Origin of the sequence: Nocardiopsis oceanisediminis (assembly GCF_048595525.1) — a bacterium.
In the GTDB taxonomy this organism is placed as follows: domain Bacteria; phylum Actinomycetota; class Actinomycetes; order Streptosporangiales; family Streptosporangiaceae; genus Nocardiopsis_A; species Nocardiopsis_A oceanisediminis.
On record NZ_JAFMZJ010000001.1, the window covers coordinates 1,885,483 to 1,907,211 of the forward strand.

Here is a 21,729-nt window from a genome sequence, read left to right on the forward strand (position 1 = left end):
GACATTGAGCGAGGTCACTTTGGTGCAACCCATAGAGGTGCTGCTGGTCGAAGACGACCCCGGCGACGTCCTCATGACCAAGGAGGCGTTCGAGGAGCACAAGGTCGGCAACCGGCTGCACGTCGTCTCCGACGGGGTCGAGGCGCTGCGCTTCCTCCGCCGCGAAGGGGAGTACACCGAAGCCCCGCAGCCGCACCTGATCCTGCTCGACCTCAACCTGCCCCGCAAGGACGGCCGGGAGGTCCTGGAGGAGGTCAAGGGCGACCCCGACCTCGCGCACATCCCGATCGTCGTGCTGACCACCTCCGAGGCGGAGGAGGACATCCTGCGCTCCTACCGGCTGCACGCCAACGCCTACGTGGCCAAGCCCGTCGACTTCGAGCAGTTCATCCAGGTCGTCCGGCAGATCGACGACTTCTTCGTCACCGTGGTCCGGCTGCCCAAGGGCTGAGGCGGGGCGCCGCCGGCCCGCGCCGGCCGGCCGGCGCGGACCCGGATCGCAAGACGCCCCTTGTGGTGCGGCGGCCTGAGGGCCGAACTGGAATACGGTGGGGTCATGAGCTTGCCCGAACCCCGCAGGACCGCGGGCGCCTACCGCATCATCCTCGTGTGCCTCGGCAACATCTGCCGGTCGCCGATGGCGGAGAAGGTCCTCGTCTCCGACCTGCAGCGCGCCGGCATCGCCGACCGGGTCGAGGTGGACAGCGCCGGGACCGGCGGCTGGCACATCGGCTCCGGGATGGACGCCCGCGCCGCGGCGACGCTGCGGGTGCACGGCTACCCCACCGGCCACGAGGCGCGGAGGTTCGCCCCGTCCTGGTTCGCCGAGCGCGACCTCGTCCTGGTCATGGACACCGACAACCTCGACGAGCTGCGCGCCCTGGCCCCGGACGAGGAGTCCCGCTCCCGGATCGCGCTGTTCCGCTCGTTCGCGCCGGGCACCGGCGCCAACCCGGAGATCCCCGACCCCTACTACGGCGGCGAGGACGGCTTCACCGCCGTGCTGACCATGGTCGAGGCGGCCGCCAAGGGGCTGGCCGAAGAGCTCGCCGAGCGCCTCGGCACCGACCCCGCCCGCGCGCGCTAGGAGGCCGAGTGGACAGCGAGGAGCGGATCGCCGCCCGGGTGGGCGAACTGGCCGGCCGCGACGCGGTCCGGGCGCACGACCTCGGGGCCTCGCACGCCTGGCGCACCTACCGGGTGGACACCGCCGACGGTCCGCCGCTGTTCGCCAAGGCGCTCCCCGAGGGGGACACCGGCTTCCCCGGGCTGTTCCGCGCCGAGGCGCTCGGCCTGGACTGGCTGGGCCGGTCCTTCGGGTCCCCCGCGGCGCCGGTGCAGGGCTGGGACGACGCGACCCTGGTGCTGCCCTGGGCCGAGGCCCGCCCGCCCTCCCCGGAGGCCGCCGAGCGGTTCGGCCACCAGCTCGCCTCGATGCACCTGGCCGGCGCGGACTCCTTCGGCGCCCCCAGGGACGGCTACATCGGCCCGCTCCCGCTGGACAACGCCCCGCACCCGGAGTGGCCGGAGTTCTACGCCACCCGCAGGCTGGAGCCCTTCCTGCGGCGCGCCGCCGACCGCGGCGCCCTCACCCCGGGCGACGTGCGCGAGGTGGAGAAGGTCATCGGCGCGGTCGAGGAGCTCGCCGGCGAGCCGGAGCCGCCCGCCCGGATCCACGGCGACCTGTGGGGCGGCAACGTCATCTGGCAGGACGACGGGGCGCTGCTGGTCGACCCGGCGGCCTGCGGCGGCCACCGCGAGGCCGACCTGGCGATGCTGGCCCTGTTCGGCCTGCCGCACCTGGACCGGGTCCGGGACGCCTACAACGAGGCGGCGCCGCTGGCGGCCGGCTGGCGCGGCCGCATCGCCCTGCACCAGCTCTTCCCGCTGCTGGTGCACGTCTGCCTGTTCGGCGCGGCCTACCGCACCACCGCCATGGACACCGCCCGCGCCGCGCTGCGCGGCCCGGCGTGACCCCCGGGGGCCCGCCCCGCGGAGATGGCCGGGTCCGGCCCGGCCCGGCCTGATCCCCGGCCGCGGGGAACCGCCGGACCTGCTCTAAAGTCTCACCTGACGTACCCCCGATCGCCCCGATCCCCCGTACACGGGGCGCGACCAGGAGAGACCAGTGAGTTATCAGGGTGGAGGCTACGGGCCGCCGCAGGGCCCGATGCCGGGCGGACCGCCACCGGGCCGGCAGAGCGCGGGCAACCGCATCCTCATCGTCTCCCTGGCGCTGGTCATGGTCGCGGCCGCGGCCATCGCGATCGGCGTCGTGGTCTGGTCCTTCCGCGGCGAGGGGCGGGAGGGCGGCGGCACCGCAGCCTCCCCGGCCCCGAGCGCCTCCCCGGCCTCGGAGGAGTCCCCCGAGCCCTCCCCGGAGGCCTCCTCGGGCGCCGACGACCTGGTCAACCCGGGCTGGAAACTGGCGACCGCCGAGTTCTACGACTTCTACTACGAGGTGCCCTACAGCGACTGGACGCTCTCCCCCGGGCGCGGCAACGACATCGGCTTCGACGAGAACGGCGACGGGGAGCTGGACTACGTCTGGGAGGGCGCCGCCTCCTACCTCAGGTCGCCCTGCGAGGACTGGGGCGCCCGCGCCGACGTCGGCGCCTTCGGCGTGCTGGACTCCACCGACACCGAGGCCTCCGTGCCGAAGGTCGCCGAGCTCTGGGGCGAGCTGGGCTACAGCGGGGAGAAGGAGGACCAGGCCTCCTCCACCGAGGTCCGGTCGGTCGAGGCGCTGGAGGTCAACGGGCTCTCCGGGCACCTGGCCATCGTGGACGTCACCGTCCCCGGCGGGCTGAGCGAGTGCGCGCCGGAGAAGGCCGTGGTCTACACCGCGGCCTTCCCCGACGAGGAGCGCGAGGGGCGGCTGCGCACGCTGAGCGTGGTGGCCGACGCCGGCGTCCCCGACGCGCTGAGCGAGTCCCGGATGCGCAGGATCATCGAGAGCGTCCGCGACATCGGCTGACCCGGCGCCGGCGGCGCGCCCCGGGCGCCCGGACACCGGGTTCACCGGTCCGCGCCCCGGCGGGCGGGGCGGCGGGGGATCCTGCCGAACGGCTTGACCGTGGAGAGCAGCACCGTCGCCAGCAGCACGGTGAACGAGACCGACAGCGCGCCGAGCGCGGAGGCGCGGTCGGCCGCGCCGGCCGCGGCCGGGTCCGCGCCGATCGCGCGGACGGCCGGGCCGATGCTCAGGTTGCTCCCGGCGACCAGCAGCGCGGTCAGCCCCAGCTTGACCGCCACCCAGTAGTGCCGGAACAGCCCCCACGGGGTGCCCAGGGACAGGACCAGCCCGCTGGCCAGCGCGGTCAGGCTCAGCGGCAGGACGAGCAGGCCGGACAGGAGCCCGGCGGCGCCGTAGGCGGCCTCCCGGGTCGCCTCGGAGCCGGTCGCCCACCCCAGGGCGGCCAGGGTCAGCAGGCTCCCGTGCACGCCGACCCAGCCCGCCGAGGCGGTCACGTGCAGGCTCAGCGCGGCCTTCCGCCACCCCGGCGGGAGCCGCCGGGCGCGCACCGCGCCCGGCGGTCCCGCGGCGGCCGGAGCGGTGGTCACCGCCGGTCCTTTCCGTCCCGGCCGGGCGTCCAGTTCAGCGCGCTGGCGCGCTCCATGAACTCCTCGACGGTGATGTCGCCCTTGGCGAAGCGCTCCGCCAGCACCCGGCGGGCGGCGTTCTCCGGGCTCTCGGCGGCGGGACCGCCGGCCCACGGCGGCCGGTGGTGCCCCTTCTTGGCGCGGATCAGCAGGAAGGCGCCGAGGGCGATGAGCAGGATCAGCAGGCACAGCATGGCGGCTCCAGCGAAGGGTGCGAAGGGCGGCGGGCCGTGGCCGGCCCACCCGGGTCCGTATCGGGTCGCGGCCTCGGCCGCGGCGGTGAGCATCGTGGTCATGGACCCACCGTCCGCCCGCCGGCCGGTCGCGCGCATCGTCCGGCCGTCGTCACCGCGGCTACGCTCCGGCGACGACGCGCACTACGCTCCCCGGCCGACGCGCGGGGCCGGCCCGCCGGGCTAACGTCACCGGTGTGAGGTCGTTCCTTGAGAGGGCCCGCGCCCCGTGGCGGTCCGGCGCCGCCCGGCGGCTCGCCCTCGACGTGCCACTGGGCCTGCTCGTCCTGGCCTTCTCGGCCGTCTTCCTGCGCGCCGTGCGGGCCCCCGGCCCGCCCCCGGCGGACGGCCCGGGCGGCGGGCCTCCCTGGAAGGGGCCGCCGGACTGGGGGGACGGCCCGCCGTGGGCGGGGGCCGGCCCGCTCCCGCCGGAGCCGCTCGCCTTCGCCTGCATCTGGGCGGTCGCCCTGGCGGTGGCGCTGCGCCGGTTCTACCCGAGGGCCGCGTTCGCCGTCGCCGCGCCGGCCGCCGCGCTGTTCGCCGTCGAGGCCGGCGGGACCGGGCCGATCCTGGCCGGCGCCGTGGTGACCGCCTACACCATGGCGTCCCGGGCGCCGCTGCGCTCCTGGGCGCCGTGGACCGCGGCCGCCGCGCCGCTCCTCCCGGCCGCCGGGGCCGGCCGGCCCTACCTGGGGCTGCTGGACGCCTCCACCTACGCGGCGGCCGTCCCCTACACCGCGCTGCTGCTCGCGGCGCTCGCCGTCGGCGTCACGGTCCGCGGCCGCCGGGAGAACGCCCTGCAGGAGCGCCGCGAGGAGCTGCGCCGCTCCGCCTACGAGGAGCGGCTGCGCATCGCCCGGGAGGTGCACGACCTGGTCGGGCACAGCCTCTCGGTGATCAACATGCAGGCCGGCGTGGCGCTGCACGTGCTGGACAAGCGCCCCGACCGGGTCCGCGACTCCCTCGCCGCGATCCGCTCCACCAGCAAGGACGCGCTGGAGGAGCTGCGCGGCACGCTGGCGGTGTTCCGCGAGGGCGACGGCGCCGCCCCGGCGCCCGCCCCCGGCGACGACCGGGCCCCGCTGCCCGGCCTGGACCGGCTGGGCGAGCTCGCGGCCCGGATGGAGTCGGCCGGGCAGCGCGTCTCGGTGCACACTGATGGAAGCCCGGTGGTCCCGCCCGCGGCGGTCGACCACGCCGCCTACCGGATCGTGCAGGAGGCGCTGACCAACGCGCTCCGGCACGCCCCCGGGGCCGAGGCGCGGGTCCGGATCGGCTACGAGCGCACGGAGGTCGCTGTGGAGATCGAGAACGGCGGTGCCGCCGTCCCCGAGCACGCCGAGGGGAGCGGGATCGCCGGGATGCGCGAGCGGGCCCGCGCGGTCGGCGGGAACCTGCACGCCGGGCCCCGGCCGGAGGGCGGCTTCGCGGTCCGCGCCCGGCTGCCGCTGGGCGCCCCCAGGAGCGGCCGGTGAGCGCGGTCCGCGTCGGCCTCGCCGACGACCAGGCGCTGGTCCGGATGGGCCTGCGGGTGCTCATCGAGGAGGAGGACGGGCTGGAGCTCGCCGGGGAGGCCGCGGACGGCGCCGAGGCCGTCGAGCTGGTCCGCCGGGACCGCCCCGACGTGCTGCTGATGGACGTCCGGATGCCGGTGATGAACGGCATCGAGGCGCTCCGCGCCATCGCCGCCGACGAGGAGCTGGCCGGCACCCGGGTGGTGGTGCTGACCACCTTCGAGCTGGACGAGTACGTCTTCGACGCGCTGCGCGCCGGCGCGGCCGGGTTCCTGATCAAGGACAGCCCGCCGGAGGAGCTGCTGCGCGCGATCCGGCTGGCCGCGGAGGGGGAGTCGCTGCTCTCCCCGTCGGTCACCCGGCGGGTGATCGCCTCCTTCACCGCGGCCGCGCCGTCGGCCGAGGGGCCCCGCCCCGACCTGGGCGGGCTGACCGAGCGGGAGCGGGAGGTGCTCTCCCTGGTCGGCGAGGGGCTGTCCAACGCCGAGATCGCCGAGCGGCTGTTCGTCAGCCCGGCGACCGCGCGCACCCACGTCAGCCGGGCCATGGTCAAGCTGCGCGCCCGGGACCGCGCCCAGCTGGTGGTCATCGCCTACCGGGCGGGCCTGGTGCGCTGAGCCGCCCCCGGGCCGATGATCTTGACGTTGCGGGGGCATCAGGACGCTCTGATGCCCCCGCAACGTCAAGATCATCGGCGGTGAGGGGCGCCGCTAGCCCTTCATGCTCCCGGCCATCAGGCCGCGGGCGAAGTAGCGCTGCAGGGAGAAGAAGACCAGCAGCGGCACCACCATCGAGACGAAGGCGCCCGCGGTCAGCCGCTGCCACTCGTTGCCGCGGGTGCCGGCCAGCTCGGCCAGGCGCACGGTGAGCGGGGCGACGTCCACGCTGCCCCCGGCGAAGATGAGCGCGACGAGCAGGTCGTTCCAGACCCACAGGAACTGGAAGATGGCCAGCGACACCAGGGCCGGCACGGTCAGCGGCAGCACGATGCGGCCGAAGATCGTGCCGTGCCCGGCGCCGTCGGCGCGGGCCGCCTCGATGATGCTGGAGGGGAGCCGGGACACGAAGTTGTGCATCAGGAAGATGCCGAGCGGCAGCCCGAAGATGGTGTGCGCGATCCACACGGTGGTGAACTGGAAGGCCCCGGGCAGCTCCCAGGCGGGCAGCACCTGGACGCCGCCGACCGACATCCCCTCGGAGAACAGCCGGAGCAGCGGTACCAGCGACATCTGCAGCGGCACGATCTGCAGCGCGAAGATCCCGATGAACACCCAGTCGCGCCCGGGGAAGCGCATCCACGCCAGGCAGTAGGCGGCCAGCGCGGCCAGCAGCACCACGAACACCATGGCCGGCACCGTGATGGCGAAGGAGTTGACGAAGTGGCTGGCCAGCTGCCCGTCGCTGGAGCCGCCGAAGAGCACGTCCCGGTAGTTGCGCAGGGTCAGCGCGGGGTCGGAGAGCAGGGTCCACCAGCCGGTGGTCTTGATGTCCTGCTCGGGGCGGAAGGAGGAGACGAGCAGCCCGGCGGTGGGCACGGTCCACAGCAGGGCGATCACGATCGCCGCCGCGCTGCCCCCGGCGCCGGAGAGCCGGCGGCGCACCCGGGCGGCGCTCCCGCCGCCGGTGCGGGAGGGGGCGGTGCGGGCGGAGGCCGAGCGCGCGGGCGCGGTCCGTCGCTGCTGTGTCACGCGGCCTCCCTGGAACGCCGGGTGTTGCGGATCTGGATCAGCACGAGCGGGACGACCAGCACGAACAGGAAGACCGCCAGCGCCGAGCCCTGCCCCAGCTCCCCGTAGCGGAACGCCTGGTTGTACATCTCGTTGGCGATCACCGAGGTGGAGAACTGGCCCCCGGTGACGGTGCGGACGATGTCGAACACCTTGAGGGTCTGCACCGAGATGGTGATCAGCACGACCGCGGTGGTCGGCCAGATCATCGGCAGGGTGACCCGCCAGAACAGCTGCCAGGGGCTCACCCCGTCGATCCGGGCGGCCTCCACGATCTCGGTGGGGATCGCCTTGATCGCCGCGGACTGGATCACCATGGCGAACCCGGCCTGGATCCAGATCAGCACCACGATCAGCAGCAGGCTGTTGAGCGGCTGCTCCAGCAGCCACTGCCGGGGCTCGCCGCCGGCCGCGGTCCACAGCGCGTTGAGCACGCCGATCTGCTCCGCCTCGGGGGGCCGGTAGGCGTAGACGAACTTCCAGATGATGCTGGCGCCGACGAAGGAGATCGCCATCGGCATGAACAGCAGCGACTTGGCGAGCGACTCGTAGCGGGAGCGGTCCACCAGCACCGCGTAGGCCAGCCCGGTGGCGGTGGCCAGCACCGGCGCGATGAGCACCCACAGCAGGGTGTTCCGGAGCACCAGGAGGATCTCCGGGCGGGTGAACATCCACACGTAGTTGCGGAACCCGACCCAGGCCTCACCGGGGCCGTCCATGAAGGACAGCATGGTGGTGCGGAGCACCGGGTAGACCAGGCCGACCCCGAGCAGCAGCGCGGCCGGGCCGAGGAAGCAGGCGGCCTGCCACCACTCGTGCCGGGTCCGCGGCCCGCGGTCCACCACCAGCAGCACCAGCCCGATCGCCGCGAGGAACGCGGAGACGGCGATCAGCAGCCACAGGAGCTTGGGCAGCTCCTCGAACACGTCGAAGCCCATGGTCCTCCAGATCGCCCGCCGCGGGTGCGCGTGGGGCCGGGCCGGGGCTCACCCGGCCCGGCCGGCCCTCAGTCCTTCCAGGAGTCCTCGATGTAGCCGAGGGTCTCCTCGGTCCCCTTGCCGTTGATCCAGTCGGTCATCCCGCGCCAGAAGGTGCCCGAGCCGACCGCGGCCGGCATGTAGTCGCCGCCGTCCCAGCGGAACACCACGTCCGGGTCGCGGAGCAGCTCGGAGGAGAGCCGGTCGATCGGGTTCTCCAGCAGCTCCTGGTCGAGGTCGCGGTGGGCGGAGAACCACCGGCCCAGCTCGGCCCGGCTGTTCGCGAACTCGGCGGTGGCCAGGTACTCCTGGACCGCGACCACCTCGGGGCGGTCGGCGAAGGCCGCCGCGAACTCGCCGCCGCCGACGATGGGGGTGCCGATCTCGGGGTCGATGGGCGGCAGGTTGTAGGCGTAGATGTCGCCGCCCTCGGAGATGTCGGTCTCCTCCGGCCAGTTCGCGGCGTAGAAGGAGCCCATCATGTACTGGCCGCACTCGCCCTCGTGGACCGGGAGCCCGGCGTCCTGCTGGGAGGTGGTCGCGATGGACTTCACGCCGCCGTGGCCGCCGTTGACGTAGTCCGGGTTGCGCAGCACGCCGTCCACCCGGTCCAGGGCGTCGACGATCTTCGGGTCGTCGAACGGGATCTCGTGCTCGATCCACTGGTCGTAGACCTCGGGGCCGTGCTCGCGCAGCACCGCGTTCTCCAGCCAGTCGGTGGCGGGCCAGCCGGTGGCCTCGCCCGACTCGATCCCGGCGCACCAGGGCTTGAGCCCGTCCTCGGCCATCGTGTCGGAGAGGTCGATCATCTCGTCCCAGGTCTCGGGGATCTCGTAGCCGTTCTCCTCGAAGACCGCGGGCGAGTACCAGACCAGCGATTTCACGTTGGCGGCCTGCGGGGTGGCGTACAGCTCGCCGTCGTGCTCCACGTAGGAGAGCCAGTCCTCGCTCCAGCCCTGCTCGGCGCGCTCCCGGGCGCCCTCGGGCAGCGGCAGCGCGTCGCCGGACTCCATGAACCGGGCGAGCAGGCCGGGCTGCGGGAAGATGCCGATGTCCGGGGCGTTCCCGCCGTCCACCTTGACCTGGATCTGCGCCTCGAACTCGCCGCTGCCCTCGTAGGCGATCTCGATCCCGGTGCAGTCGGAGAACTCCGACCAGGCCTGCTCCAGGCGCTCGCCCTCCTCCTCCCGGATGGGCCCGTAGATCTCCACGGTGCCGCCGATGTCCTGCCACTCGGCGTAGGGCTCGCAGGCGGCGGAGTCCTGGTCGGCCCCTCCGCCGCTCTCGCCGGCCAGGTAGGCGCAGCCGCCGGCCAGCAGGACCAGCGGCATGCCGGCGGCGGCCAGGCGGAGTCTCGGTGTCGGGGGCGGGAACGGGGCCATGCGCACACCTCCAGGAACACCCGGCAACTGGTATAGACCGGTGGCCACCGATGTAAGTGCCTACCGGGGCGGATGTCCAGGGCCGGGCGCGATGCGGACGGCAACGGTTCAGTCACGGCCGTGATCGCTCACGGCGAACAGCAAGGCGGGAAGAAACTCGGACTCTTCTTTATTGAGTGAAAGTGACTCAACCATGGAGGGTTCGATGAGTGAAGCGCACACCGGTGCGACGCTGCCGGTTCTCCCCCTTGATGACGACGTCGTGCTCCCCGGCATGGTGGTGCCGGTGGATCTGTCCGACTCCGAGGTCCGCGCGGCCGTCGAGGCGGCGCAGGCCGCCGCGAAGGACGCCCCCGGTGCCCCCGGCATCCGCTCCGAGCCGGCCAGGCCCCGGGTCCTGATCGTTCCGCGCGTCGACGGCTCCTACGCCGGCGTGGGCACCGTCGCCCTCGTCGAGCAGGTCGGGCGCACCCCGCAGGGGGAGCCCGCCGCGGTGCTGCGCGGTGCGGCCCGCGCCCGGGTGGGCGCCGGCACCACCGGCCCCGGCGCGGCCCTGTGGGTCTCGGTCGAGGTGCACGAGGAGGCCGCCCCCGAGGGCGGCTACCCCGGCAAGGTCACCGAGCTCGCCCGCGAGTACAGGACCCTGGCCGCGACCTTCCTGCAGAAGCGCGGCGCCTGGCAGGCGATCGACGCCATCCAGCAGACCGAGGACCCCGGCCGGCTGGCCGACCGCGGCGGCTACTCGCCGTTCCTCAAGACCGACCAGAAGCTCCGGCTGCTCCAGGCCTACGACGTCGCCGAGCGGCTCCGCCTGCTGGTCGAGTGGACCCGCGAGTACCTGGCCGAGCTGGACGTCGCCGAGACCATCGACAAGGACGTCCAGGAGGGCGTCGACAAGCAGCAGCGCGAGTTCCTGCTCCGCCGCCAGCTGGAGGCGATCCGCAAGGAGCTCAACGAGCTGGACGGGCGCCCCGGAAGCGAGGAGGACGACTACCGGGAGCGGGTGCAGGCGGCCGACCTCCCCGAGCACGTCCGCGAGGCGGCCCTGGCCGAGGTGGACAAGCTGGAGCGGGCCGGCGACTCCTCGCCGGAGTCCGGGTGGATCCGCACCTGGCTGGACACCGTGCTGGACATGCCGTGGAACGTCCGCACCGACGACGCCTACGACATCTCCGGCGCCCAGCGGGTGCTGGACGCCGACCACACCGGCCTGGACGACGTCAAGGAGCGGATCATCGAGTACCTGGCGGTGCGCAAGCGCCGCGAGGAGCGCGGCCTCGGCGTGATCGGCGGCCGGCGCAGCGGCGCGGTGCTGGCCCTGGTCGGCCCGCCCGGCGTCGGCAAGACCTCGCTGGGGGAGTCGGTGGCCCGCGCGATGGGGCGGAAGTTCACCCGGGTCGCGCTCGGCGGCGTCCGCGACGAGGCGGAGATCCGCGGCCACCGGCGCACCTACGTCGGCGCGCTGCCCGGCCGGATCGTCCGGGCGATCCGCGAGTCCGGGTCGATGAACCCGGTGGTGCTGCTGGACGAGATCGACAAGGTCGGCACCGACTTCCGGGGCGACCCCACCGCCGCCCTGCTGGAGGTGCTGGACCCGGCGCAGAACCACACCTTCCGCGACCACTACCTGGAGGTCGACCTCGACCTGTCCGACGTGGTCTTCCTCGCCACCGCCAACGCGCTGGAGACCGTCCCGGGCCCGCTGCTGGACCGGATGGAACTGGTCGAGCTGGACGGCTACACCGAGGACGAGAAGGTGCGGATCGCCCGCGACCACCTGCTGCCCCGGCAGCTGGAGAAGGCGGGCCTGGCCGAGGGCGAGGTGGAGTTCGACACCGGTGCGCTGCGCCTGCTGGCCGGCGAGTACACCCGCGAGGCGGGCGTGCGCGGACTGGAGCGCTCCATCGCCCGGGTGCTGCGCAAGATCGCGGCCCGGGAGGCGGTGCAGGAGTCCGAGCTGCCGGTCGCGGTCGGCCCGGACGACCTGAGGGGCTACATCGGCCGGCCCCGGCACACCCCGGAGTCGGCGGAGCGCACCGCGGTCCCCGGCGTGGCCACCGGCCTGGCGGTCACCGGAACCGGCGGCGACGTCCTCTTCGCGGAGGCCTCCCTGGCCGACCCGGAGTCGGGCGCCTCCGGGCTGGCCCTCACCGGCCAGCTCGGCGACGTGATGAAGGAGTCCGCCCAGATCGCCCTCTCCTACCTGCGCTCCCGCGGCGCCGAACTGGAGCTGCCGGTCGCCGACCTGAAGGACCGCGGCGTGCACCTGCACGTCCCCGCGGGCGCCGTGCCCAAGGACGGCCCGAGCGCGGGCGTCACCATGACGACCGCCCTGGCCTCCCTGCTCTCCGGCCGTCCCGCCCGCTCCGACGTGGCGATGACCGGAGAGGTCTCCCTCACCGGCCGCGTCCTGCCGATCGGCGGGGTCAAGCAGAAGCTGCTGGCCGCGCACCGCGCGGGCATCACCACGGTCCTCATCCCGGCCCGCAACGAGCCCGACCTGGACGACGTCCCCGACGACGTCCTGGAGCGGCTCACCGTCCACCCGGTCTCCGACGTCCGCGAGGTCCTCGACCTGGCCCTCTCCCCGGCCGGGGCCCGCGAGTCCGTCGCGGCCTGACCCGCCGCCGGTCCCACGGGGCCGCCGCCCGCACCGGGCGGCGGCCCCGTGCCGCGCGCGGCACGCGGGGCGGCCCGGTCCGGCGGCCGCCGGGTGGCCGGGCGGGTGCCGGGGGATGGCTACTGTGGGGCGCATGAGCTCAGAGAACGGTGAGAGCGGGCCGCAGTTGCACGTCGTCCTGATCGGGTACGGCAAGGGCGGCGAGGTGTTCCACGCGCCGCTGATCGCGGCGACGCCGGGGCTGAGGCTGGCGGCCGTGGTGACCGGGAACCCGGAGCGGGCCGCGGCGGTGCGGCGGCGGTACCCGGGGACCGAGGTGATCGGCTCGGCCGAGGAGCTGTGGGCCCGGGCCGGGGAGTTCGAGATCGCCGTGGTGACCACGCCGAACGACACGCACGCTCCGCTGGCCGCCGCCGCGCTGGAGGCCGGGCTGTCGGTGGTGGTGGACAAGCCGTTCGCGCTCGGCTCGGACCGGGCGCGCGGGCTGGTCGAGCAGGCCGAGCGGCTCGGCCTGGCGCTCACCGTCTACCAGAACCGGCGCTGGGACTCCGACTTCCTCACCCTGTGGCGGCTGATCGACGAGGGGACGCTCGGCCGGGTGCACCGGTTCGAGTCCCGGTTCGAGCGGTGGCGCCCCAAGGCCAAGGACACCTGGCGGGACGGCGGCACCGTCGAGCAGGGCGCGGGCATCCTGTACGACCTGGGGCCGCACCTGATCGACCAGGCGATCAACCTGTTCGGGCCGGTGGCCGGCGTCTACGCGGAGCTGGACGCGCGGCGGGCCGGCGTCGCCGCGGAGGATGACGCCTTCCTGGCGCTGACCCACCGCGGCGGGGTCCGCTCGCAGCTGTGGATGAGCGCGCTGGCCGCCCGCCCCGGGCCGCGCTTCCGCGTCCTCGGAGACCAGGGCGGGTTCACCGTCCAGGGCCTGGACGGCCAGGAGGACAGGCTGGCCGCGGGGGAGGCCCCGGACGCCGCGGACTGGGGCGTCCAGCCGGAGGGGGCCTGGGGCCTGGTCGGCGCCGAGGACGACGTCCGCCCGGTGCCCGCCGTGCGCGGCGCCTACCCCGACTTCTACGCCGGGGTGCGGGACGCGGTCGGCGAGGGCGAGCCGGTGCCGGTCGAGCCGCACGAGGTGGTGCACGGCCTGGAGGTCATCGAGGCCGCCCGGCGCAGCGCCGCGGAGGGCCGCGTCGTCGCCCCCGGCGAACGGGGTTAGATCGCTGACGGGAGAAGGCGGCGGGCGCGGAAGAACCCCCGCCCCCGCCCTTCCTCCGCGATGATCTTGGAGTCGCGGGGCCGTCAGAGCGCTCTGACGGCCCCGCGACTCCAAGATCATCGCCCTGGGGCGGAAGCTCCCATCGGCGATCTGGATCTGAAACCGACGGCCCGGCCCCGCGCAGGGCGGGGGCCGTGCGGGCCGCGGCCGTCCGGCCCCGGGGGCCGCCGCATGCGGGCGGTCGGGCGCCCCGGGCGCTCCGATCCCCTCCGCCCGCCCCCTCGACCGCTTCCTCCGGCCGACCCGGTGCGGGGGCGGCCGGAGGGCGGCGGCTAACGTCGGATGAGTGGACGAGTCGCTGAAGGACGGGCGGGACCGGATCGGGCACCGGGCGGGGAGCAGCGGCTACCGGCGTGTCGTGGTGGCGATGACCGCCGCCGGGATCGCCACGTTCGCCCAGCTCTACGCGGTGCAGGCGGTGCTGCCGGGGATGGCGGGGGAGTTCCGCGCGCCCGCCTCCGCGGTCGCGCTGACCGTCTCCTTCGCCACCGCCGGGCTGGCCGGCTGCGTCCTGGTGTGGAGCGGAGCGGCCGACCGGTTCGGGCGGGTGCGGGTGATGACCGCCGCGCTGGTCCTGTCCACCCTGCTCGGCCTCGCCGCGCCGTTCGCGCCGGACATCGCCTCGCTGCTGGTGCTGCGCGCGCTGCAGGGGGCCGCGCTGGGCGGGGTCCCCGCCGTCGCCATGGCCTACCTGGCCGAGGAGATCGCCCCCTCCCACCTGGGCCGGGTCGCGGGCGTCTACATCGCGGGCAACACCGTCGGCGGGATGAGCGGGAGGCTGGTCGCCGGGGCCGTGGCCGACCTCGGCGGCTGGCGCTGGGGCGTGGCCGCCGACTCCCTGCTGGGCCTGGCCGCGCTGCTGGTCTTCCTGGTCGCGGTGCCGCCCGCCCGGGGCTTCGTGCGGCGGCCGCGCCGCCGCGGGACCGGGGACCGCGGAGCGGGCATGGCCGCCCGTTTGGCCGGGGCGCTGCGCGACCCCGGGATGATCGCGCTCTACCTCCAGGCCCTGCTGCTCATGGGCGCGTTCGTGACCGTCTACAACTACCTGGGCTTCCGGATGGCGGGTGAGCCGTTCGGGCTCTCCCCGACCCTGGTGGCGTTCCTCTTCGTCGCCTACCTGGCCGGGACGGCCAGCTCCGCCGGCACCGGCCGGGCCATCGAGCGCTTCGGCCGCCACCCGGTGCTGGCCTGCTCGGTCATCGCGATGGCCGCCGGCGCGGCCCTGCTCGCGGTGCCCGCCTTCACCGCGGTCGCGGCAGGCCTGCTGCTGCTCACGTTCTTCTTCTTCGCCGCGCACACCACCGCCGCGGCCTGGGTCGGCCACCGGGCCGCGCCGGCCGCCCGCGCCCAGGCCTCCGCGCTCTATACCCTCTGTTATTACCTGGGCTCCAGCGCCTTCGGCTGGCTCGGCGGCCTCCTCTACGACCACTGGGGATGGAACGCGGTCGTGGGCTACGTGCTCGCGCTCTGCGCGTGCGCGCTCCTCGCCGGGGCGGCCCTGCGCACCGGCCGCGGGTGAGAGAGTCGAGGTGACCGGGGCGGCGCGGCCCACCGAGGGGCGGCGGCGCGCCCTTACCCAGTGAGCGATGCGGCGCAAAGGCGCGCGAAGGAGCGACTACCGTGGCCCAGGTTCTCGTCGTGGCAGATGACCTCACCGGGGCCAATGCCACCGGTGCCCGCTACGCCCGCGCGGGCATGCGGGTGGCCACCGTGACACCGGAGCAGGTGTCGGTGGCCGCCGACGACTACGACGTGGTGGTGGCCAACCTGGACAGCCGGCACCTGACCGCCGAGCAGGCCGCGGACCTGGTCGCCGACGTGGTGGAGGCGGTCTGGCCGGTGGAGCTGGTGGTCAAGCGGACCGACAGCACGCTGCGCGGCAACGTCGGCGCGGAGCTGGAGGCGGCGGTGCGCGCGGTGCGCGAGCGCCTGCCGGGCCGCAGGGTGCGGGCGCTCATGGTGCCCGCGCTGCCCGCCTCCGGCCGGGTCACCGTGGACGGCGTGCAGCTGCTCGACGGGGTGCCGCTGGAGCGCTCCGAGGTCGCCGAGGACCCGTTCTGGCCGATGGAGACCGGCCTGGTCGCCGACATCCTCGCCCACCAGACCGAGCTGGCCGTCCGGCACGTGCCCGCCCGCCAGGTCACCCGGGAGCTGCTCACCGCCGACCTGGTCGCCGGGGACGAGCCGGTGGTGCTCTGCGACGCGGTGGACGAGAACCGGATCGAGGACATCGCGGAGGCCGCCGCCGAGGCCGCCCGGGGCGAGGGCGTGGTGTGGGTTTCGGCCGACCCCGGGCCGGCCGGGGCCGCGCTGGCCTACGCGATGCGGCTGGGCGGCCGGGGCGGCGCCCCGGGCCCGCTGCTGGCCGTGGTCGGCAGCACCACCGGGCTCACCCTGCGCCAGCTGGAGACGGTGGCCCGCACCGGGCCGGTGCGCTTCGTCGACGTGGACCCGGTCCGGTTGGCCGAACCGGGCGGAGCCCACGCCGCGGAGGTCGAGGAGGCCCTGCTGGAGCAGCTGACCGGCGCGGTCTTCCCGGAGTTCGTGGTGGTGCGGGCGCTCCCCCCGGGGCCGGGCGCCGAGGACCCGGGCGCCGCGCTGCGCGCGCTGCCCGCCGGGCTCGCCTCGGCGGTGGCCCGCGCGGTGCGCGCCCTGGAGGCCGGGACCGGCTCGCACGCCCTGCCCACCGGGCTCTACCTGACCGGCGGGGACCTCGCCGCGAGCCTCCTGGACGAGCTGGGCGTGCGGGCGTTCGCGGTCGCCGGGGAGATCGTGCCGCTGGCGGTGCACGGCACCGTCGGCGGCGGCCCGCTGGACGGGGTCCCCGCCATCACCAAGGGCGGCCTGGTGGGCGACGCCACCACGGCGGCCGAGTGCTTCGGCCGGCTGCGCAGGTTCGCCCAGGCCCGGCTGCACCAGGTCGACGCCGAGGTGCCCGAGCGGATCCCGCCGGCGCCCCGGCCGCGCCCCCGCAGGCCCGCGGGCAGGTGACGGGCCGCGCGCCGGGAGGCGCCCCGCCGGCCCCCTTCCCCGGTGCGGCGGGCGGTCCCGGCGCCCGCGCGCATCGGGGACCGGCGGGCGGGGAAGGGCCGGAGAGAGGCGTCTCACAGCCGGCGGAACCGCGCTGAGCTGGAGCCGTGGTCTAAGATCTCGGGCAATTTAATCGGAACGCGTCCGTCCGGGAGGACCGGGTGGACACGGCTTTGGGAGGACGATGACCCGACTCGCCTACGAAACGATCCGCCGGATGCCCAAGGTGCTCCTCCACGACCACCTGGACGGCGGGCTCCGCCCGGAGACCCTGCTCGACCTGGCCGCCGAGACCGGCTACCGGGGCCTCCCGGCGACCGGCCCGGACCGGCTCCAGGAGTGGTTCTCCGGCGCCGCGCACGGCTCCCAGGAGGAGCAGCTCTCCCGCTACGAACCGGTGCTCGACCTGCTGCAGACCCGCTCCGCCCTGGTCCGGGCCGGCGTCGAGTGCGCCCAGGACCTGGCCGAGGACGGCGTGGTCTACGCCGAGGTCAAGCTCGCCCCCGAGCAGCACACCCGGGAGGGGCTCACCCGCGAGCAGGTGGTCGACGCGGCGCTGGAGGGGCTGCGCATCGGCACCGCCAAGGCCCGGCTGTTCGGCCGGGAGATCCGGGTCCGCCTGCTGCTCACCGCGATGCGCCAGGCCGCGGACTCGATGGAGATCGCCCGCCTGGCGGTGGCCTACCGGGACGCCGGGGTGGTCGGCTTCGACATCGCCGGCCCGGAGGCGGGCTACCCGCCCACCCGGCACATCTCCGCCTGCGAGCACATCCAGCGGGAGAACTTCAACCTCACCCTGCACGCGGGCGAGGGGTTCGGCCTCTCCTCCATCTGGGAGGCGATCCAGTGGTGCGGCGCCGACCGGCTGGGCCAGGGCGTCCGGATCGTCGACGACATCGCGCTCGCCGAGGACGGCACCGCCAAGCTGGGCCGGCTCTCCTCCTACATCCGGGACAAGCGCATCCCGCTGGAGCTGTGCCCGACGTCCAACGTGAACACCGGCGCCGTCGCCTCGCTCGCCGAGCACCCGGTGGAGACGCTCCGCCGGCTCCGCTTCCGGGTCACCGTCAACACCGACGGGCGGCTGGTCAACGCCACCTCGATGAGCGGCGAGTTCGCCCGGCTGAGCAAGGAGTTCGGCTACGGGATCGACACCCTGCGCTGGTTCACCGTCAACGCGATGAAGTCGGCCTTCGTCCCGCACGACGAGCGGCTGGACCTGATCGACCGGGTGATCAAGCCGGGGTTCGCCCGGCTGCGCACCGAGCACGTCGGCGCGTCCTTCTTCCGCCGGGAGGATCCCTGGTGACCGCCGCGGGCCGGCGGAGGGCCGGCCGGGCGCGGCGCACCGGGCGGATGGACGGTCCCCTATAACAGCGATCCATCCGCCCGGCACCCGCTTCCTCCCCATGCCACGAGGAGGCGTTCAGGGGGCGGTCCCGCAGGTCAGTCCTGGTCGGGATCGACCTCGGGGACCGGGAAGGGCGGCCGTCCGCGGCCGGTGAGCCGGTGCCCGCCCCACGGGTTGGCCTCGGTGAGGGTGCCGGGCGCCTCGTGGCCGGCGGCGGTGCGCACCAGGACCGCGGTGTTGCCGGCCCGGAACTCGGCGTCGACCCCGGGGGAGGCGGAGATCCGCCCGATCCAGCGGTAGCCGCCGCTGAGCGGGTCGAAGTGGCCGGCGATGTGCGCCTCGGCCTCGACCGGCCGGTCGCCGCCGAAGACCAGGGTCACCGGGCCCTCGTACTCCTCCTCGTCGTCGCCCATGCCGCTCACGCGGACACCTCCCGCCGCCCGCTCCGCCGTCCCGCGGCGCGGCCCCGCCCCGGCGCCCGGCCCCGGGGCGCCCCGCCCTCCCAGCGGATCCGGTAGTTGTGCGGGTCGAAGCGGAGCGTCCGCAGGGCGTACTCGAAGCTGAACCCGGGCCAGAGCGTGACGTTGCGCCCCTTGTCGTTCAGGTACCAGCTGTCGCACCCGCCGGTGACCCAGACCGAGTCGCGCGTCTTGTGCTGCATGAGGGCGGCGTAGGCGGCCTGCGACTCGGGCAGCGGCTCCAGCCGGTCGGCGCCGTTGCGGGCCGCGTAGCCCAGCGCCGCCATGATGTAGCGCATCTGGGCCTCGAGGAAGAAGACGTGCGAGGTGTGCCCGGGGCCGGTGTTGGGGCCGGCCATCAGGAACAGGTTGGGGAACCCGGCGACGGTGGTGCCGTTCAGCGCCTCCAGGTCCTGGCCGTGCACGTCGAACAGGGTCCGGCCGTCGGCGCCGTGCACCGCCTTGGCGGCCGGCATGTCGGTGACGTGGAACCCGGTGCCGAAGATGATGGTGTCGGCCTCGCGCTCGGTGCCGTCGGCGGCGACGATCGACTTCTCCCGGATCTCGGCGACCCCGTCGGTGACCACGTCGACGTTGGGCCGGTCCAGCGCGGGGTAGTAGTCGTTGGAGAGCAGCAGCCGCTTGCACCCGGGCAGGAAGTCCGGCACCAGCTTGGCGCGGAGAGCGGGGTCGCGGACCTGCCGCCTGAGGTGCGCCTTGGCGAGCGCCTCGACGCCCTTCATCAGCGCCGGGTACTTCACGAAGCCCAGCACGTAGCTCTCCCGGCCCCAGTAGATGTTCTTCCGGAACACCTGCTGGGCGAGGGGCACGTGGTTGAAGAGCCAGCTCTCCGCGCGGGTCACGGCGCGGTCGTGCTTGGGGATGATCCACGGCGGGGTGCGCTGGTACAGGTCCAGCCGGCCGACGCTCTTCTGGATCTGCGGCACGAACTGGATCGCCGAGGCGCCGGTGCCGATGACCGCCACGTTGCGCCCGGTCAGGTCGTGGTCGTGGTTCCACCGGGCGGAGTGGAAGACGGTGCCCTCGAAGTCGGCGAGCCCGGGCAGGTCCGGGACGGCCGGGTCGGCCAGTGCGCCGCACGCGCTGATCAGGAACTGGGCGGTGTGCACGCCCCGGCCGGTCTCGATCCGCCACCGGTTGGCGTCCGGCTCCCAGTGCGCGCCGGTGACCTCGTGGTGGAACCGGACGTGCCGGTAGACGTCCTCCTCCTCGGCGACCCGGCGCAGGTAGTCCTGGATCTCGGCCTGCGGGGAGAAGGTCCGCGACCAGCCCGGGTTGAGCCGGAAGGAGAGCGAGTACAGGTGCGATGGGACGTCGCAGGCGGCGCCGGGGAAGGTGTTGTCCCGCCAGGTCCCGCCGACGTCGCCGGCGCGCTCGAAGAGGGCCAGGCTCTTCAGCCCGGCGCGCTTGAGCCGGGCGGCCATCCCGATGCCGGAGAACCCGGTGCCGATGATGGCCACCCGGTGGTGCGGCGTCGTCTCGTTTTCGGTCACCGTGAACGTCCCTTCGGTGCGCGGGGTGCGGGGAGGGCGGGGCGGGCCCGGGTGGGAGGGGAGGGGCCGGGCCCGCGGGACTCGGGCGCGTTCGAGCCCGCGGGCCCGGCCGTCCGTGCGGGCCGCGGCGCGGCCCGGGGAGGTCAGCGCGCGACCGCGGCCGGCGCGCCGGGGCGGCCGAGCAGGCCGGCGCGGCGCCAGAGGTACTTGGCGGGGCCGGCGAGCAGGCCGGCCTTGTCGAAGGTCGCGACGACCTTGCGCGCCGCCCAGGTCTTGGTGTCGGTGTGGTGGTGGTTGCGGCGGGCGGCCCTGGCGGCCTCGCGCGGGTCCAGCCCGACCGAGGTGTAGACCTCGGGGCTGATCAGCCGGGTGGTGGCGAAGTAGACGACCAGCCCGAGGACGAACCGGCTGTAGGCCTTGGAGACCCGGCCGTGGTGGTCCCAGTCGCGGATCAGCTCCTCGCGGGCGTAGCGCATGTGCCGGGCCTCCTCCACCACGTGGATCCGGGAGACGGCCTGCACCAGCGGGTCGAGGGTGTCGTCGACCATCGCCTCGCGCTGCAGCTGGTCCAGGATCTCCTCGACGTAGAGCGCCCCGGCGAAGGTCAGCGGGCCGTTGGAGATCGCCTTGAAGAGCCGGCCCAGGTTGTGCGTGATGAAGTCCGGCCGGTAGTGCCGGCCGGCGAGCTTCTGCGTCATCTTCGCGAACATCACCGAGTGGCGGCACTCGTCGGCGATCTCGGTGTAGGCGTACTGGACGTGGTCGGTGGTGGGGTCGCGGTCGTAGGCGTGCCGGACCAGCATCTGCATCAGGATGGTCTCGAACCACAGCCCGATGGAGGCGACGCTGGCGACTTCGTGCCGGCTGAGCTCCTTGCGCTGCTCCTCGCTGAGCCGGTCCCACAGCTCGGTGCCGTACAGCGAGATGCGCTCCGGCTTGAGGGCGTAGCGCTCCTTGTCGATGGGCGCGTCCCAGTCGATCTCGACGAGCGGGTCGTAGGAGGCCTTCGCCGAGGAGCGGAGCAGCCGCTTGGCGATGTCCTCGCGGTCGGTGATCGCCGGCTTGGGCGCCGGGGGCTGCACGGTCATCGCGGTTCTCCTTCGCGGGGGTGCGGGCGGTGGCCCGGAGCCGGGCCGGACCGGTCGGAGGTCGTCAGGGGGCGGTGGCCGGGGCCGCGCCGTGCCGCTCGCGCAGCCCCCGGGTGATCTCGCCGCCGGAGAGTTCGCCGGTGCGCACCAGCTCGGCGATCTCCACCGCCGCGACCCGGTCCGCCAGGGCAGGGGCGTGCCGGGCGAGGCGCAGTGCGGCGCCGCCCAGCGGGGTGGAGGCGGTGTCGCGGGGCGGCTTGCGGGCCGCGGCCGCGCGCAGCACGGTGAGCACGGTGTCCCGGAGCCGCTCGGCGGGGACCAGCCCGTCGAGCGAGGCGCCGGCGGCGCGCGAGGCGTCGTGGATCGGGGTGTCGACGTAGCCGGGGTGCACGGTGGTCACCCCGATGTGCGTCCCGTACTCGGCGCGCAGGGTGTCCGCGTAGGCGGTGACCGCGCGCTTGGAGACGGCGTAGGCCCCGGCGAACGGGAGTGCGATGCCGGCCAGCAGCGAGGCGGTGACCACCACCCGCCCCCGGTCGCGCAGGAGCGCGGGGAGCGCGGCGGCGGTGACCCGCCAGGTGCCCAGCAGGTTGACCTCGAGCGCCTCGTAGGCGAGCCGGTCGGGCATGGCGCCGATGTCCACCGCGGGGCCGACGCCGGCGAAGTGGATCAGCCGGTCCAGCCCGCCGAGCCGCTCGACCGCCTCCGGGACGGCCCGGCCGACCTGGGCGGCGTCGGCGACGTCGCAGGCGAGCACGGGGCCGGCCGGGTCGGGCTTGCGGTCGAGGCCGATCGCGTCCGCGCCGACGTGCCGCAGGACCCGCATGGCGGCGCCGCCGAAGGCGCCGGAGGCTCCGGTCACCAGGACGCGCTTGCCGGCCAGGCCGCGCAGGGTCGGTCGGGGCATATGTGATCTCCTCCACACGTCTTGCCGGAACGTTACAACGAGCATT

General features: G+C 74.8%; 20 protein-coding genes. 11 read left to right on the top strand and 9 right to left on the bottom strand.

All coding sequences use genetic code 11. The features are described from left to right. Nucleotides 1-37: 37 nt before the first annotated feature. The 4 genes from J0910_RS08570 to J0910_RS08585 all read left to right on the top strand — a co-directional run bounded on the left by J0910_RS08570 (nucleotide 38) and on the right by J0910_RS08585 (nucleotide 2,977). Nucleotides 38-451 (top strand): response regulator, encoded by a 414-nt coding sequence (locus J0910_RS08570; RefSeq protein WP_184397724.1) that lies wholly within the window; start codon nucleotides 38-40, stop codon nucleotides 449-451. A gap of 105 nt (nucleotides 452-556) precedes the next feature. Then, nucleotides 557-1,087: a low molecular weight protein-tyrosine-phosphatase gene (locus J0910_RS08575; protein ID WP_420157989.1), complete on the top strand. Its 531-nt coding sequence runs from the start codon at nucleotides 557-559 to the stop codon at nucleotides 1,085-1,087. 8 nt (nucleotides 1,088-1,095) lie between these two features. Further along, the gene (locus tag J0910_RS08580; protein ID WP_420157990.1) at nucleotides 1,096-1,974 is read left to right on the top strand and encodes a fructosamine kinase family protein; all 879 of its coding nucleotides are present in this window, start codon (nucleotides 1,096-1,098) and stop codon (nucleotides 1,972-1,974) included. Nucleotides 1,975-2,128: 154 nt separating this feature from the next. Beyond that, complete coding sequence (locus J0910_RS08585; protein ID WP_420157991.1) at nucleotides 2,129-2,977, top strand: DUF8017 domain-containing protein; 849 nt, start codon at nucleotides 2,129-2,131, stop codon at nucleotides 2,975-2,977. 41 nt (nucleotides 2,978-3,018) lie between these two features. On the opposite strand, the gene J0910_RS08590 is transcribed toward J0910_RS08585, so the two are convergent. Together J0910_RS08590 and J0910_RS08595 are read right to left on the bottom strand one after the other, a co-directional pair. Next, complete coding sequence (locus J0910_RS08590; protein ID WP_420157992.1) at nucleotides 3,019-3,564, bottom strand: hypothetical protein; 546 nt, start codon at nucleotides 3,562-3,564, stop codon at nucleotides 3,019-3,021. Beyond that, nucleotides 3,561-3,899: an SHOCT domain-containing protein gene (locus J0910_RS08595; protein ID WP_420157993.1), complete on the bottom strand. Its 339-nt coding sequence runs from the start codon at nucleotides 3,897-3,899 to the stop codon at nucleotides 3,561-3,563. The genes J0910_RS08590 and J0910_RS08595 overlap by 4 nt, the downstream gene beginning before the upstream one ends. Before the next feature lie 134 nt (nucleotides 3,900-4,033). On the opposite strand from J0910_RS08595, the gene J0910_RS08600 reads away from it, so the two are divergent. After that, complete coding sequence (locus J0910_RS08600; protein WP_420157994.1) at nucleotides 4,034-5,311, top strand: sensor histidine kinase; 1,278 nt, start codon at nucleotides 4,034-4,036, stop codon at nucleotides 5,309-5,311. Then, nucleotides 5,308-5,967, top strand: a complete 660-nt coding sequence (locus J0910_RS08605) for a response regulator (protein ID WP_420157995.1) — start codon at nucleotides 5,308-5,310, stop codon at nucleotides 5,965-5,967. The genes J0910_RS08600 and J0910_RS08605 overlap by 4 nt, the downstream gene beginning before the upstream one ends. Before the next feature lie 93 nt (nucleotides 5,968-6,060). Here the strand turns inward: J0910_RS08605 and J0910_RS08610 are convergent, their stop codons facing one another. From J0910_RS08610 to J0910_RS08620, 3 genes are all read right to left on the bottom strand, one after another. Then, nucleotides 6,061-7,038, bottom strand: coding sequence for a carbohydrate ABC transporter permease (locus tag J0910_RS08610; protein ID WP_420157996.1), 978 nt, complete (start codon nucleotides 7,036-7,038; stop codon nucleotides 6,061-6,063). Next, nucleotides 7,035-8,015, bottom strand: coding sequence for a carbohydrate ABC transporter permease (locus tag J0910_RS08615; protein WP_420157997.1), 981 nt, complete (start codon nucleotides 8,013-8,015; stop codon nucleotides 7,035-7,037). Before J0910_RS08615 ends, J0910_RS08610 begins: the two co-directional genes overlap by 4 nt. A 68-nt stretch (nucleotides 8,016-8,083) precedes the next feature. Continuing rightward, a complete protein-coding gene (locus J0910_RS08620; protein WP_420157998.1) occupies nucleotides 8,084-9,436 on the bottom strand; it encodes an ABC transporter substrate-binding protein in 1,353 nt (450 codons plus the stop codon). A gap of 205 nt (nucleotides 9,437-9,641) precedes the next feature. Here J0910_RS08620 and lon point away from each other — a divergent pair, with 205 nt between their 5' ends. From lon to J0910_RS08645, 5 genes are all read left to right on the top strand, one after another. After that, nucleotides 9,642-12,056 (top strand): endopeptidase La, encoded by a 2,415-nt coding sequence (gene lon / locus J0910_RS08625; protein WP_420157999.1) that lies wholly within the window; start codon nucleotides 9,642-9,644, stop codon nucleotides 12,054-12,056. Nucleotides 12,057-12,189: 133 nt separating this feature from the next. After that, nucleotides 12,190-13,275, top strand: coding sequence for a Gfo/Idh/MocA family oxidoreductase (locus tag J0910_RS08630; RefSeq protein WP_420158000.1), 1,086 nt, complete (start codon nucleotides 12,190-12,192; stop codon nucleotides 13,273-13,275). 346 nt (nucleotides 13,276-13,621) lie between these two features. Then, nucleotides 13,622-14,854 (top strand): MFS transporter, encoded by a 1,233-nt coding sequence (locus J0910_RS08635; protein WP_420158001.1) that lies wholly within the window; start codon nucleotides 13,622-13,624, stop codon nucleotides 14,852-14,854. Between the two features lie 101 nt (nucleotides 14,855-14,955). Beyond that, nucleotides 14,956-16,326, top strand: a complete 1,371-nt coding sequence (locus tag J0910_RS08640; RefSeq protein ID WP_420158002.1) for a four-carbon acid sugar kinase family protein — start codon at nucleotides 14,956-14,958, stop codon at nucleotides 16,324-16,326. A 223-nt stretch (nucleotides 16,327-16,549) separates the two neighbouring features. After that, nucleotides 16,550-17,674 carry an adenosine deaminase gene (locus J0910_RS08645; RefSeq protein WP_420158003.1) on the top strand — a complete coding sequence of 375 codons (1,125 nt, stop codon included), beginning with the start codon at nucleotides 16,550-16,552 and terminating at the stop codon, nucleotides 17,672-17,674. A gap of 137 nt (nucleotides 17,675-17,811) precedes the next feature. Here the strand turns inward: J0910_RS08645 and J0910_RS08650 are convergent, their stop codons facing one another. The 4 genes from J0910_RS08650 to J0910_RS08665 form a co-directional block, all read right to left on the bottom strand. Continuing rightward, complete coding sequence (locus J0910_RS08650; RefSeq protein ID WP_420161922.1) at nucleotides 17,812-18,129, bottom strand: DUF4873 domain-containing protein; 318 nt, start codon at nucleotides 18,127-18,129, stop codon at nucleotides 17,812-17,814. A gap of 5 nt (nucleotides 18,130-18,134) precedes the next feature. Further along, a complete protein-coding gene (locus J0910_RS08655) occupies nucleotides 18,135-19,688 on the bottom strand; it encodes a flavin-containing monooxygenase (RefSeq protein ID WP_474646588.1) in 1,554 nt (517 codons plus the stop codon). 143 nt (nucleotides 19,689-19,831) lie between these two features. Further along, entirely contained in the window at nucleotides 19,832-20,776 is a 945-nt protein-coding gene (locus J0910_RS08660; RefSeq protein ID WP_420158004.1) for an AurF N-oxygenase family protein, read from the bottom strand. 64 nt (nucleotides 20,777-20,840) lie between these two features. Continuing rightward, a complete protein-coding gene (locus tag J0910_RS08665) occupies nucleotides 20,841-21,683 on the bottom strand; it encodes an SDR family NAD(P)-dependent oxidoreductase (RefSeq protein ID WP_420158005.1) in 843 nt (280 codons plus the stop codon). Nucleotides 21,684-21,729: the final 46 nt, after the last annotated feature.

Excerpts from the sequence above, each read along its gene's own strand:
- J0910_RS08615 (WP_420157997.1), bottom strand. The coding sequence starts at position 8,015 with ATGGGCTTCGACGTGTTCGAGGAGCTGCCCAAGCTCCTGTGGCTGCTG.
- lon (WP_420157999.1), top strand. The coding sequence starts at position 9,642 with ATGAGTGAAGCGCACACCGGTGCGACGCTGCCGGTTCTCCCCCTTGAT.
- J0910_RS08650 (WP_420161922.1), bottom strand. The coding sequence starts at position 18,129 with ATGGGCGACGACGAGGAGGAGTACGAGGGCCCGGTGACCCTGGTCTTC.
- J0910_RS08645 (WP_420158003.1), top strand. The coding sequence starts at position 16,550 with ATGACCCGACTCGCCTACGAAACGATCCGCCGGATGCCCAAGGTGCTC.
- J0910_RS08575 (WP_420157989.1), top strand. The coding sequence starts at position 557 with ATGAGCTTGCCCGAACCCCGCAGGACCGCGGGCGCCTACCGCATCATC.
- J0910_RS08595 (WP_420157993.1), bottom strand. The coding sequence starts at position 3,899 with ATGACCACGATGCTCACCGCCGCGGCCGAGGCCGCGACCCGATACGGA.
- J0910_RS08620 (WP_420157998.1), bottom strand. The coding sequence starts at position 9,436 with ATGGCCCCGTTCCCGCCCCCGACACCGAGACTCCGCCTGGCCGCCGCC.
- J0910_RS08630 (WP_420158000.1), top strand. The coding sequence starts at position 12,190 with ATGAGCTCAGAGAACGGTGAGAGCGGGCCGCAGTTGCACGTCGTCCTG.
- J0910_RS08660 (WP_420158004.1), bottom strand. The coding sequence starts at position 20,776 with ATGACCGTGCAGCCCCCGGCGCCCAAGCCGGCGATCACCGACCGCGAG.
- J0910_RS08665 (WP_420158005.1), bottom strand. The coding sequence starts at position 21,683 with ATGCCCCGACCGACCCTGCGCGGCCTGGCCGGCAAGCGCGTCCTGGTG.